The sequence below is a fragment of the Flavivirga sp. 57AJ16 genome, from assembly GCF_028736925.1.
GTDB lineage: Bacteria > Bacteroidota > Bacteroidia > Flavobacteriales > Flavobacteriaceae > Flavivirga.
Map to the genome: position 1 here is coordinate 186,039 of NZ_JAQZAT010000003.1, position 13,531 is coordinate 199,569.

Genomic DNA, 13,531 nt, shown 5'->3' on the forward strand with positions numbered 1-13,531 from the left:
CAAAACATTTTTTGATAAATTTTACTATAAATGTGACCTTAATTTTTCTTTTCTCTTTTTTAATTGCCTTTCTAAAGATGATACTGCGACATCTGCGCCTTCTTCAAAACTTTTACATTGTTTCTTCACCACAAAACTATCGCCAGGAACACTTACTCTTGCTTCAAAAATCTTGTTTTCCTTTTCACTTGTATTTTCTACTTTTAAATAGACATCCGATTTTATAACTTTATCATAAAACATATCTAATTTATCCATGCGCTTTTGAATAAAATCTATTAACTTTTGGTCAGCATTAAAATTAACTGATTGGGTGTTTACTTTCATCCTTCTATTTTTTGGTTAATAATCTTTTACTATACTATTTTTTACTCCTAGGATGTGCTTGTATGTGCACTTTTTTTAATTCAGCTATACTATTGTGTGTATAAACTTGAGTGGCAGCTAAACTCGAATGCCCTAAAAGCTCCTTAACGGCATTTAAATCTGCTCCTTGGTTTAACAAATGTGTTGCAAAAGAATGACGCAAAATATGCGGACTCTTTTTCACCTTTGTAGAGGCCTCACTAAAATACTCATTTATTATTCTGTAAACAAGCGTTTCATAAATTTTAAATCCTTTTTTTGTTAAAAACAAACTATTGACATCTGTGATACCTTCTAATTTATTTCTTGAAATTAAATACTTATTTATTGTTCTTACTACAGAATCCAATAACGGAACGACACGCTCTTTATTTCTCTTTCCTAATACCTTTAACATTTTATTATCAATATCTACACTCGCCAAAGATAGCTCCACTAACTCTATTCTTCTAATGCCTGTCGAATAGAAAATCTCTATAATTAACTTATTACGAATGCTTTCGAAATCATCATCAAAATTTAAGTCATCCAAAACTGTTGTTATTTCTGATTCTGAAAATGGTACCTGAACTTTTTTACTCGTTTTTAAGGCTTTATGCTTTGATAAAGGGTTATGATTTATATCCCTGGTTTTTAAAAGAAACTTATAGTATGTATTTAATGCCGATACTTTTCTATTGATGCTTCTATTTGATAATCCTTTTTCTACCATATGGACTATCCAACTTCTAATCTGTGAATAATTTACATCCTTTATAATCTTTGTATCATACACTGTTTTAATAAATTCTGAAAATGCTTCTAAGTCTTTTTGATATGCGTTGACTGTTAATGCAGAATAGTTCTTTTCAAGTAATAAATAATCTATGAATGGTTTTAGAGGCATTTTAATGTTACTTGTGTCAAGTTAAAAGTACGAAGTTTTTATTGAATTTATTTAAGTTGAGCACAAAAAAAACCCCACTAAAAGTGGGATTTTAATATGGTATGTACAGATTAAATTTATCTTTAAACATCTTCTGCATCTCTTAATCCTTGTATGTACTGAGCTTTTTGAATCTGCGCCCTACGTAATACAGAAGGCTTGTTAAACTGTTTACGTGTTTGTAATTGTCTTTTAGTTCCAGTTTTATCAAACTTTCTCTTAAAGCGTTTTAACGCTCTATCTATATTTTCTCCTTCTTTAATCGGTATTATTAACATAGTGTCTTAACCTCCTCTCTTTTAAAATTTTCAGGATGCAAATATATAATACAATTGTTAATTATCAATTATTAATTATCAATTATTTTATGTTGCAGGCTTATACTCTTTTTTGTCTATTACTATTTTGGCGATAATCCTTTTGTCATTTTCGCCAAAATACCAATACGCTAATTCGTAGCAGGCTTATACTCTTTTTTGTCTATTACTATTTTGGCGATAATCTCACGAAGGATTTCAGAAGTGCCCCCTCCTATTGGCCCTAGTCTGCTATCTCTTAAAAGCCTTGCCATTGGATAATCTTCCATATAGCCATAGCCGCCTAAAAATTGAAGGCATTGATAAATAACTTCATCGGCCATTTTTGTTGACCTTAACTTAGACATAGAGGCCTCTTTAACTATATAATCACCTTTATTTAATCTATAGGCAACTGAATAATTAAATTCTTTACAGATTTCCATATCGGTATATAAGTCTGAAACATTATGTCTCAACGCTTGAAACGAATCAATTGATTTACCAAACGCTTGACGTTCTGACATATACTGTAAAGCATACTCCAATGCATACTCTGCACGTGCGTGGGCATTGATTCCCATAATTAAACGCTCTAAAGAAAAATGCTGCACTATGTAAGCAAACCCTTTATTTTCTTCTCCCATTAAATTAGTTACCGGTATCTTAACATTATCAAAGGCTATTTCTCCAGTGTCTGATGCCCTCCAACCCAATTTATCCAATTTGGTTGCCGAGACTCCCTTAGTGTCTCTATCTACTACAAATATACTAATACCCTTATTGCCTAACTCTGGATTTGTTTTTGCTGCTATTACTAAATAATCGCTATATACACCATTGGTAATAAATGTTTTGGATCCGTTAATAACGTAATGATCTCCTTCTTTTACAGCGGTTGTTCGCATACCTGCGACGTCACTACCTCCAAAAGGTTCTGTAACACATAGGCATCCTATTTTATCTCCAGAAATGCTTGGCGCTAAATAGTTCTGCTTAATAAATTCATCTCCCTCTGCATTTAAATGTGTCATTGCCAAATAAGCATGTGCCCAAATGGCTGCTGCAAAACCGCCTGAATTTATTTTTTGAAGTTCTTCAAGAAGTATAACTGTATAGAATAAATCTAAATTCATTCCTCCATAAGCTTCAGGGTAGTTTATACCAAAAAAGCCCATATCTCCAAACTTTTTCCAAATAAACCGGTCTATAGTTCCTGTTTTTTCCCATTTTTCAATATTAGGAACTACTTCCTTCTTTAAAAAATCCTGAAGACTTTTTCTAAAAAGATGATGCTCTTCTGTGAAGTACATGCTATTCATTTATTAAAATTTATTGTTCTTTATCCATTAGACCTGTCTGCCGACAGGCAGGTGCCATTCGTAATTAACTTTTTCCCTTATTAACGTGAGTTTCTATGTAAGCATAAAATTATTGAACTGACTATCAATAATTTAACCCTGCTCTCAGGTTGAGTACTCCGGTAAACTCAGCACAGGCTCTGTCGAAACCTATTTTAATAACTGGTTTTAATGACCTTTCGACTGCGCTCAAGGCAACAAATTGCTTTATTAGTGAATTTATTGTTAAAAACTCCCTTGCCTGCCTGGTCGGCAGACAGGTTTTAAATCGAACTCTCGTTTATTAAGTTTATTTTCAAGTTAATACTTATTTCACAAATGCAGCTATTTTTTAATCGAGGCACAAATATAATTTAATTATATCGATTTTATTTACTGGAAAGTCTTTAACTTTTTTTAATTCATCTAGAGATTTATATCCTTCTTTTAATTTACGTTGTTCAATTATATGATGTGCCAAATCATAATCTATATGTTGAACGGTAACCAAGTTATCTATGGTTGCTGTATGTATGTTTATCTTCTGAACTTTTCTTGGGGTCTTTACCGTAAAATCGTTTGCTATTCTTTCTATGACTTGTGGGGTTAATCCGTATACATCTTGAAGCTGCACATCATCAATAAAGCCTCCAATAAATTTATTTCTAAACCTTATAATACGTTCTGACAAAACCACTCCTATACCATTTATTGCTTGCAGTTGTTGCGCTGTTGCTTTGTTTAGGTCTTTCTTTTTAGCAAATGCTGTTGGTTTATTGCTAAAATTGCCACCTCGCCATCTGGCCTGTTCACCAAAATCATTCACTGGATAACTTTTAGATACTCTATTCTGTTTAGTCACCCATTCCGGAAATTTAAAATATGGGGATATCTGACCTAAAAGTGAGTCTGACACTTTAGTGACTTCCTGAAATTGTTTTGTTGAATTAATCCAATTATTCTGTTTTCTAAAAGCTAATAGCCTGTCAATTTCCTTATTAGACATTCCCAATGAAGCCCCTTTATAATCTGTTATATAATTTGGATTGAAAGGATATATTCTTGGTTTCCTTTTTTCAAGCTGCACTAATTTAAGGGAATCAATTTCTTTGTTAAACTTAGCAAGTGCTACTTTGTTAACTATAATATCTTCGGAAGAAAAATCCACAAAAAAGCAAACGCACTGTAGCCCTACTACAAGTATTATTAATAAAAAAATCCCATTTCGCTGTTCTTTTGAAAACTTAAAATGGGATGTCATATAAGTATTTTTATTTACTACTATTCTTCTAATGCATCACTTTTTAACTTAATAGCATCGAGATAGCGCTTTAATTGTTTTTTAACCACTGGGAAAAGGAAATAAAGCCCTATCATATTTGGAAAAACCATAGCAAAAATCATAGCATCAGAGAATGCCCATATAGATCCCATACTTGCAGCGGCTCCAATTATTACAAATGTTAAAAACAAAAATTTATATGTTAAATCTGCCGCCTTCCCACGGCCAAATAAAAATTTCCAGGATTGTAAACCGTAGTAAGACCAAGAAATCATTGTCGAAACAGCAAACAGCACCACTGCAATGGTTAAGAATACATTAGAATAAGGAATATATTCGGCAAATGCCTTGGCTGTAATACCTGCACCTTCGTAAGATTCGCCGTCTATTATTGCAACACCCTGACCTGTAATATCCCCATATTCAAAAAAGCCTCCAAAGTTAAAAATGATTATTACCAATGCGGTCATAGTACATATAACAACCGTATCAATAAACGGTTCTAGAAGTGCTACCAAACCTTCACTTGCAGAATATTTAGTTCGAACCGCAGAATGCGCAATGGATGCAGATCCAGCCCCTGCTTCATTAGAAAAAGCGGCTCTTTTAAAACCTACCAAAAGAACTCCAATAAATCCTCCTACTCCAATAGCTGTAGGTGTGAAAGCTTCTTTAAATATTAATGCAATAGCATCATCAAGAAAAGAAAAATTACTGAATATGATATAAAGACAGCACAATATATAAAGCAAAGCCATAAAGGGCACTACTTTCTCTGTAACGGAAGCAATTCGTTTAATACCTCCTATAATAATAATTCCTACCAAAATAGCTAATATTACTCCAATCCAAAAACCAGCACCAGTACTTTGTAATCCCAAAAGATCTTTTAAAACAATGGTTGCTTGGTTTGACTGCGCTGCATTACCGCCCCCAAACGAACCGCCAATACAAAAAATCGCAAAAAATACGGCTGCAATTTTGCCCAATATTTTAAATCCTTTTTCACTAAGCCCTTTTTTGAGATAATACATGGGACCACCATACACAGTACCATCTTCCCCCACATCTCTATATTGAACTCCTAAAGTACACTCTACAAATTTTGTAGACATCCCTAACAAACCACAAATAATCATCCAAAAAGTGGCCCCTGGCCCTCCAAGAGCAATAGCCAACGCGACCCCTGCAATGTTTCCATTACCCACCGTACCGGAAACTGCTGTTGCTAATGCCTGAAAATGGCTCACCTCTCCATCGGAACTTTCATCTCTAATGGTATCTACAATATCTCCATCTATGGCCAATTCGTTTTCTACACTTACTAGGTGATCCTCTATATCATCAACCTGTGCCAAATCAACACCTTGTGCAACACCTCCTTCTCCATAGAGCTCCTTAGCACCATGTTTTTCAATATCTTCATATTTTCCTCTAACTGTACTAATTGCTTTCCAAAAATATCTTACGTTAGGGAAACCAAAGTAAATAGTAAAAAATGCTGCACTGGCTACCAACAATATTAAAACAAAAGGTGTACCCAGTATTTCAAAAAATATAACGTTACTAAAAAAGTCTGAAATTGGCTTGAAACCTTCATCGATTCGTTGATCCAGTCCTTTTTCGGCAGTCTCTTGAGCACTAGTTAAAAATGGTAATATTAAAGTAAATAATGAAAGAAGATATTTCTTCATAAGAAAGTCGTATTAGTTTAATTTTATTGAAAAATTCGCATTAAAAATCGGCAAGATGCTAAAAAAAAATGGTTTTTTAAAAGAATGATTGTTAAAATCAAGTATTCGTTAATTTATATTGTATTCAGAATTGAGTGCATCTATCTGTTCTGGCCTACCTAGAACAATGATCTTAGAATTTGGTGCTAATTCCATTTCTGCTTCTGGGTTCACCAAATATTCGCCATTTTCATTTTTATAACCTATAACCGTACAGCCTGTTTTTTTACGAAGGTCCAGATCTTTTATTGTCCTGGCTTCTCTAGTGTTGTGAAGCTTTTCTACAGCAACCTCTTCTATATTAATATTCGATTTACCTACAATTGATAAATTATCAATAAATTCCATCAAACCCGGAATGACCACCAAAGATGCCATATGGTCACCACCTATTTTATCGGGTAAAATAACATTATTTGCTCCTGCTAGTTTTAATTTTTCATAGGATGTTTCTAACGAAGCTCGGCTTATAATATTTATAGATTTATTTAATTGCCTGGTTGAGAGCACAACAAATAAGTTATCGGCATCATTGGGCAGGGCAGATATTAAACACGAAGCTTTACCTATCCCTGCTTGAACAAGTGTTTCATCTTCATTGGCATTGCCTATAACATAAGAAACATCGTCCATTTGTAAACGCTCTTCCATTTCCTTATCTTTTTCTATAACTACAAATTCCTTTTTATATGCCAAAAGTTTTCTAGCTGCCTGCTTCCCATTTCTGCCATAACCACAGATAACGATATGGTTCTTAAAACTATCTATCTTTTTTTGCATCTTTTTATGTATTAATTCTTCAACATCATTTTTGCTTAAAATATACTCCGTAATTATTGAGAGTGCATACCCCACAATAACCACACTTGCCAATATTAAAAATATAGTGAAAATTTTCGATTGGTCATCTAGTGGAACCACTTCACCAAAACCAACAGTTGTCATCGTAATAACGGTCATGTAAAACGCATTAATCCATGAATAACCAGATATCATTTTATACCCCGTCACGCCCATTAACATGAGAACAACAAGCAAAAATACAGCCGTATATATTTTAGTTCTAAAAAACCTTATAAGTGGATTCATAAATCGAATACAGATGAACGTTTGGTATAAACCAAATCTTTAATTCTTATCCAAAAAGCCAGAAACAAATATAGCGCAAAGCCAAAACCAAGGGTTACAAATGTTAGGTACATGAAGGATGTTCTTACCACCTTAGCTCTAATCCCTAATCTGTCTGCTATACGCTGACAAACATAATAGCCATGTTTTTGAAAAAACAATAATGGTTTGTAAATAGTGTTCATACCGCAATTTAAATATAAAATTTTACAAAATTATATATTTTAGAGGCCCTCTTTCTTGAGAAGAACTAATTGAAGTGATTTAAACTTTTTTGATTGAAGCGAAAAATAGTCAATTTTTATTCGTTTTGAAGTCTTTTTTGCACTTCATAGTAGCGTTATGAAGTAATAAAAAGACGAAAAAAGGATGAAAAGGAGCATTTTGCAGCCAATTGAAAAAAGTTTAAATCACTTCATTAGTTAAAACTTCGAAGAAAACTTCAAGGATGCAAATTATTAATCACCTAGTGATCAAGGTATTGCCAACTGCACATTGTAAACATTTATTTTTGTCGCAATATTCTTTTTTAAGCTGAATAAGCCCTTGTGAATCCAACGCCGATTTTGATAGCTTCTTTAAGCTATTAAACGCCTCAATAATACTATTCTTTTCTGAAACAATTGAGGTAGCAGTTTTAATAATATCTGAATTAACCATTTCTCCTTGTTGTTTTGCATAACAGAATTTAAGAGGAAGAATGGTATTGATTAGCAATAAATCCATAAATGATTTTGTAAGTGTTTTCTTGGATGTTTTTGACTCTTTTTGAAAAGTATAGTGGGTTTCCCAAAACTTTGATGTTGATACTTTAAATAATTTATAAAAATCATCTAAATGATTCGTTTCTATGATCTTTGAAAATAAATTTTGATGTTCATGATACAAACTTGCCAATTGAGACAATCTAATAGTTGGAAAATTCGATGGCCGTAACCTAAAAAAGTGGCAGGGCAATACGTGACCATTTTCTAATTTAAACTTCTGTTTTAAAAATTGATATTCCTTAATCAAATTTAAACAGTAAACCTCTTCAATATCATGATCCAGCAAGCCAGCTTGGCCAAATAATAGTGCTTCTAAGCTCGCCCGATTATATCGGGATTTTCTAAGTATTGAAAAATCAATAGATTTTGCCAAGCTAAAAAATGAATCGCCGTTTACTTTAAGTCCAAAATTTTTAGCTACCATTTTAAACAATACTGCTTCCCAATCATTTTTTGATGCTTTTAAAAGCTGCTCTATCACTTTAGTTTTTCGTTCTAAGCGCTCTAAATACAAACGTTCTAGCCAATTGTTTAAAACAAAATCATCAATACTTGCAAAATCATGCTCACAATTAATCCATTTGTTTTGTTTTGTAAATAGATTTTTATAATTACTTAAAACATCTTTACCAATAAAATCTTTTAACTCCAAAGTAGCTATTACAGTACGATCTTTTCTATAAACGTCTGTGTCATGTTCCCAAACTACATGTAAAATAACGTTATCATATGCTTTATCTTTTTCGTGGTGGTGTAAAAACCAATCGGATGATTTTACATGAATCTCTACATTTCCTGCCCAAAGCTGTTCACCAACGGTGAGTTGTGCATTAAAAAAATCTGGTCCAGAGTTTAAGTTATGCTGTCCAACTGTATTAATTACAATGGCTTCCCCCGTTACTGTTTTAAGATGATCTATTTGAAATTTTTTGTGTTTCCAGATATAATGTAAAAAATCTTCTTGCATGCAACTAAAGTAAAGTCACCGTACGTAAATTCCAAATTATATTAAGAAATTACACATAAAACCATATTGCTTGCTTTATCAAAAAACTGCTAACTTCGTCTCATATTTTATGGCGAGTTACTAAAAATCCAAATTAATTGATGAATAAAATAAGGGAACACTTTGAGCAAATCGTAAAATTAAACGACTTAGATTGACACATATTTTCTTCTAAACTAAAAAAAAGTGTCTATAGTAAAAAAGCAACTGTTCTAAAGGTTGGGGACGTAGAAAACCATCTTTCTTTTGTCGAAAAAGGAAGTCTTCGGTTCTATATCCCAAAACAAGAAAATGATGTCACATTTGGTTTTTGTTTTGATAACGGGTTCATGAGTGCCTATGATTCCTTTTTAACAAGAAAACCTAGCACTTACCAAATCGAAACGCTTACCGGTACTACCCTTTGGAGATTAACTTATAACGATTTACAGGACATTTATAAAGAAACTGAAGCAGGCAATGTTATTGGTCGAATAACAGCAGAGAACCTTTTTTTGATGAAAACTAAAAGAGAGCAATCTTTTTTAAACGAAACGGCAGAAAAGAGATATTTAAATTTATTTGCTGAACGCCCTAATCTAATTAAAGAAATACCTTTAAAATATATAGCTTCATATATTGGAATAACTCCTCAAGCATTGAGCAGAATTCGAAAACGTATTTCTTAACCAATCGTGTGCACACAAATATTAAATAATAAAATTTAGACACGAATGACACAAATTTACACGAATCCAATGCTATATGGTACGGATTGGATTCAATATTAAAGACAAATTCCTATTATGTAAAAACCTGAAATACATCTATTTAAAGATAAATTAACGTAAATATTGGATAAGAAAACTTGTGTCAGTTTGAATGATTTTTGCAGAAAACCGTATCGAAAACCAGTCTTCCAACAGGCAAGCAAGTAAATTTTCTACTAAAAAACTTCTCGATACACCACGATCATGGCGTGGTACTCGAAGTGACTACTTAACTCTTAAGCAAGATTCACGTTAATTAGTGAAAATTTGTGTTATTCGTGTCTTTTTAAAGATATCTGTACACAGCAGATTTCTTAACCCAGGTTCATTGTTTTGAATGCCAACTTTTAAGAGGTTTGTAAAAAAAAAGATGAAACCTCTTATTATTCTTATTATCGCTTCTGCAATTTCATTATTTACAATAAAAATCATTAGTGAAAAATATGATTTTGCCCTTTCTGCACGTATTGGCATGTCTGTTATGCTACTTTTTACTGCATTGGGGCATTTTTTATTTACTGAAGGGATGACTTTAATGGTTCCTGAATTAATTCCTTTTAAAAAAGAAACGGTTTATTTTACTGCAATTGTAGAAATTCTCGGAGCCATAGGGTTGCATGCCCCTCTGCTCAGGCCGTTAACTTCTTGGCTGTTAATTTTATTCTTTATTCTCATTCTTCCAGTAAACATTAAGGCTGCAATTGATCATTTGGATTATCAAAAAGCCACTTATAGTGGAAGTGGTTTAAGGTATTTATGGTTCAGGGTTCCTTTACAGGTCTTATTTATAGTCTGGGTGTATATTAGCTCGATAAAATATCAATAATTCCAAACTTGTTATTAACAACATTTATGCTTAAATGAAAATGGTTGTTTTGCTAATAAAAAGCCTTTGATAAAGAATTTCTTGAAACGGGCCCTGCCTTGCCAGCCTCGAGGCATTCTTTTTTATTAAATGGCTTTTATGTTATAAGCCTCGCCATAAGATTTTAGTAATTTGTACAATTCTTCAGGATTAAAAGGTTTCCCCATAAACCCATTCATTTTATATTGTTCTGTTTTCTTTTTGATATCGATCTGAGCAAAAGCTGTTAAAGCAATTATTGGGATACTTGCTTTACTTTCGTCCTCCCATTCTCTAATCATTTTGGCTGCCTGATAACCATTTATCTTTGGCATTTGTAAGTCCATAAGTATGAGGTCGTAGTCAAATTTTTCAAATAGTTTTAATACTTGTTCTCCATTTTCTGCAACCGTGTATTTAACTCCCCATTTATTGAAGAAACGTTTAAGTATGAGCACATTCATTTTATTATCTTCGGCAACTAGCACGTTTATGTTAATAGGTTCATAGTCTGGTTGCATTTTAATCATATCTGGTTCATAAATGTTCAGTCTGTTACTTACTTTATAAGTAATTTCAAAGAAAAATGTCGAACCTTTACCCAGTTCGCTTTCAACGACCAGATCACTACCCTGGAGGTTTAATAATTTTTTGCTTATCGACAATCCTAGGCCAGTACCTCCATACTTTATGGAAGTTTCAGAATTTGCCTGCATGAAACTTTCGAAAATAGATTCTTGTTTGTTTTTAGAGATCCCTATACCTGTATCTATGACTTTAAAAACAAGTTTTACTTTATTTTCTTTAATGCCCAAATTTTTAACGCTAAGGTTGATACACCCATTTTCGGTAAACTTTAAGGAATTACTCAATAAATTCTTAATTATTTGAGTCAATTTTAATTTATCCCCAATAATATTATCCGGCACATCATTTTCCTTAATAACATTGAAGATTAAACCTTTTTTTTCTGTTCTTAAACTAAAATGGGACTTTACACTTTCCAAAAAATAATTTAAGCTAAAATCCTTTTCAACAAGTTTTAATTTACCGGATTTTATTTTATCAAAATCCAACAAATCGTTTATTAGTCCCAATAAATGTTCTCCAGAATATTTTAATGCTTTTAGGTTTTCCAACTGATGTGGCAGATGATCTTCCATTAATAAAATATTAGCTAATCCTGTAACGGCATTTAAAGGTGTTCTTATTTCATGGGACATGGTAGATAAAAATTCGTCTTTTGATTTACTCGCCTTCTGTAGTTCTATTTCTGTCTCTTTTAGATTTGTTACGTCTATAATCGTTCCAATAAAACCTATTGAAACCCCATCATGGTCTTTAATAAGTTTAGATTTCACCTCAAACCACATGACCTCACTACCTCTTTTGTTCTTAAATATGAACTTAACATGCTCTTTTTCTTTGGAAAACAGATCATCAAACCGTTTAAACCCCTCTATATTTTCTCCATGTAAAAAGATTCTAAAACTTTTTCCCAAAGCATAATTAACAGGAATTCCAGAATATTCTGTCCATGCATTATTTAAAAAAGTAAAATTCCCATCAAGATCTGTCTTAAAAAGCACCCCTCCAATATTGTCAACAATACGTTCTAATTTTCTGTTAACATTATCTCTTTCTTTTATTAATCCCTTATTGGCCACAAACAATTCCTTAGAACTTTCTTCAAGAATATTTTCAATGTGTTTTAAATCTTTATCAAAGCTTTTATAAGCATCGTTAACCATATTAAAAAAACTGATAAAATCCGGATTCTTGGAAGTGTCCAATCCTGTTTTTTTTAGCTGACGTTTTAGTAATCTATGGTAGTCTTTATTTAACATTCTGAAAGTGTTGTTATAGTCATTGTTTGATTATGTAATTCGCAAGGTGAAAACTCTCCAAAAGGAGCAATTTCCCCATAAGAATAAAACCCCGTAATACTTGGTTTATCTCCTATTATTTCTCTTACTGCTTCTACTTCTTCTTCAACCATTTGCTTTAGAACCAAACGGCGTCCCACACAACTGATAAGAATGGCCAATTCGGATTTTTCTTCCTGTTCCTTATTAGCATCGACCGCAGAATCAGCAGCACCATTTATTAACCTATCAATATTTGCCTTCATTAAACGTGCATAAGACCCTTCTGGAATATTACCAGCAAACGTTAAACTTTGATCTTCCTCATTTACAGCTAAAATGGTTCTAACAATTGGTAAGGAATCTTTATCTGTTCGCACACTTAAAGGGAATAATAGCCCTGAACTTGGTAAGTTATCTGCCTCTTTTCCTAAAAATGATTTATATAATTCCAACGCTGGTAATCCATCTAATTCGTAAAGAACATTTTTATCTGATTTAGTTACCAAACGATCTATACCAAAACTGTCCCACCCTCCTTTTGAACTAAAGCCCACTTTTAAATGCTCTCCATAAAAACCTAAAGCAATAATGGTTTTATCTACTATCTTATTATTATCAATAACAAATGTTTTATTAAAGTTAGAGCCATCTGCGGCTAATCCTCCTGTTATGCTAATAGCATCGGGAATTGCCGATTTTAAACCCAATACTAAATCGGCTCCATTAACATTAAGCCCATCACTTAAAACAAGTATATGCCGTAGATCTTCATTATAAAGATCTTCTGCTAGGTACTGTCCCGATTTATAGCTACAATCCATATCAATAACTTCTATGGATGATTTTTTGGAAGTAACTTTGTCTAGTTGTATTGCTGTTAAAGATATAGTCCCATCTTTTACCGTAACATTTGATATTTCTCCTGCAGTTGAACATCCAATTATAGTGGCATCGGGATATTTATTATTTAAGAAATCCAACACCTCTTTTTTAGGGTTAAAATCAGGAGATACAAAAAGTAGACAGATATTGACCTCGATATTTAAAACAGAAACACCTTCTTGCCAATTATCCTGTTGTAGGGATATTTGTTGAACGTTCATACCTAATATTTAATTAATAATTCAGGATAGATACACTTAATCGTTAAAAAAGTGCATTTCATCGAAATTATGACAAAATTTGGTATAAACAAAATTTTTAATAAAGTTTTTAACTACAAGGGTT

The 13,531-nt window shown here is 32.5% G+C and carries 13 protein-coding genes; 2 read left to right on the forward strand and 11 right to left on the reverse strand.

Annotated elements, in window-relative coordinates:
* Nucleotides 1-24 precede the first annotated feature (24 nt).
* From raiA to PQO00_RS04835, 9 genes are all read right to left on the reverse strand, one after another.
* Nucleotides 25-327: a ribosome-associated translation inhibitor RaiA gene (gene raiA / locus PQO00_RS04795; RefSeq protein WP_135877079.1), complete on the reverse strand. Its 303-nt coding sequence runs from the start codon at nucleotides 325-327 to the stop codon at nucleotides 25-27.
* Nucleotides 328-361: 34 nt separating this feature from the next.
* Nucleotides 362-1,252: a tyrosine-type recombinase/integrase gene (locus PQO00_RS04800; RefSeq protein ID WP_274183687.1), complete on the reverse strand. Its 891-nt coding sequence runs from the start codon at nucleotides 1,250-1,252 to the stop codon at nucleotides 362-364.
* A 122-nt stretch (nucleotides 1,253-1,374) separates the two neighbouring features.
* Nucleotides 1,375-1,569 carry a 30S ribosomal protein S21 gene (gene rpsU / locus PQO00_RS04805; protein WP_274183688.1) on the reverse strand — a complete coding sequence of 65 codons (195 nt, stop codon included), beginning with the start codon at nucleotides 1,567-1,569 and terminating at the stop codon, nucleotides 1,375-1,377.
* A gap of 170 nt (nucleotides 1,570-1,739) precedes the next feature.
* Entirely contained in the window at nucleotides 1,740-2,909 is a 1,170-nt protein-coding gene (locus PQO00_RS04810; protein WP_274183689.1) for an acyl-CoA dehydrogenase family protein, read from the reverse strand.
* Between the two features lie 370 nt (nucleotides 2,910-3,279).
* Nucleotides 3,280-4,188: a ComEA family DNA-binding protein gene (locus PQO00_RS04815; protein WP_274183690.1), complete on the reverse strand. Its 909-nt coding sequence runs from the start codon at nucleotides 4,186-4,188 to the stop codon at nucleotides 3,280-3,282.
* A gap of 20 nt (nucleotides 4,189-4,208) precedes the next feature.
* On the reverse strand, nucleotides 4,209-5,903 hold the full coding sequence (locus PQO00_RS04820) for a sodium:alanine symporter family protein (RefSeq protein ID WP_274183691.1): 1,695 nt from the start codon (nucleotides 5,901-5,903) through the stop codon (nucleotides 4,209-4,211).
* 108 nt (nucleotides 5,904-6,011) lie between these two features.
* A complete protein-coding gene (locus tag PQO00_RS04825) occupies nucleotides 6,012-7,031 on the reverse strand; it encodes a TrkA family potassium uptake protein (protein ID WP_274183692.1) in 1,020 nt (339 codons plus the stop codon).
* On the reverse strand, nucleotides 7,028-7,255 hold the full coding sequence (locus PQO00_RS04830; RefSeq protein WP_274183693.1) for a PspC domain-containing protein: 228 nt from the start codon (nucleotides 7,253-7,255) through the stop codon (nucleotides 7,028-7,030). The genes PQO00_RS04825 and PQO00_RS04830 overlap by 4 nt, the downstream gene beginning before the upstream one ends.
* Nucleotides 7,256-7,532: 277 nt before the next feature.
* Nucleotides 7,533-8,804 carry a DUF2851 family protein gene (locus PQO00_RS04835; protein WP_274183694.1) on the reverse strand — a complete coding sequence of 424 codons (1,272 nt, stop codon included), beginning with the start codon at nucleotides 8,802-8,804 and terminating at the stop codon, nucleotides 7,533-7,535.
* A 200-nt stretch (nucleotides 8,805-9,004) separates the two neighbouring features.
* Between PQO00_RS04835 and PQO00_RS04840 the strand changes: the two genes are divergently transcribed.
* On the forward strand, nucleotides 9,005-9,511 hold the full coding sequence (locus tag PQO00_RS04840; RefSeq protein WP_274183790.1) for a Crp/Fnr family transcriptional regulator: 507 nt from the start codon (nucleotides 9,005-9,007) through the stop codon (nucleotides 9,509-9,511).
* 451 nt (nucleotides 9,512-9,962) lie between these two features.
* The gene (locus PQO00_RS04845; RefSeq protein ID WP_274183695.1) at nucleotides 9,963-10,418 is read left to right on the forward strand and encodes a DoxX family protein; all 456 of its coding nucleotides are present in this window, start codon (nucleotides 9,963-9,965) and stop codon (nucleotides 10,416-10,418) included.
* Between the two features lie 125 nt (nucleotides 10,419-10,543).
* On the opposite strand, the gene PQO00_RS04850 is transcribed toward PQO00_RS04845, so the two are convergent.
* Both PQO00_RS04850 and PQO00_RS04855 read right to left on the reverse strand, forming a co-directional pair.
* The gene (locus tag PQO00_RS04850; protein ID WP_274183696.1) at nucleotides 10,544-12,283 is read right to left on the reverse strand and encodes a PAS domain-containing sensor histidine kinase; all 1,740 of its coding nucleotides are present in this window, start codon (nucleotides 12,281-12,283) and stop codon (nucleotides 10,544-10,546) included.
* The gene (locus PQO00_RS04855) at nucleotides 12,277-13,407 is read right to left on the reverse strand and encodes an FIST signal transduction protein (protein WP_274183697.1); all 1,131 of its coding nucleotides are present in this window, start codon (nucleotides 13,405-13,407) and stop codon (nucleotides 12,277-12,279) included. The genes PQO00_RS04850 and PQO00_RS04855 overlap by 7 nt, the downstream gene beginning before the upstream one ends.
* Between the last annotated feature and the right edge of the window lie 124 nt (nucleotides 13,408-13,531).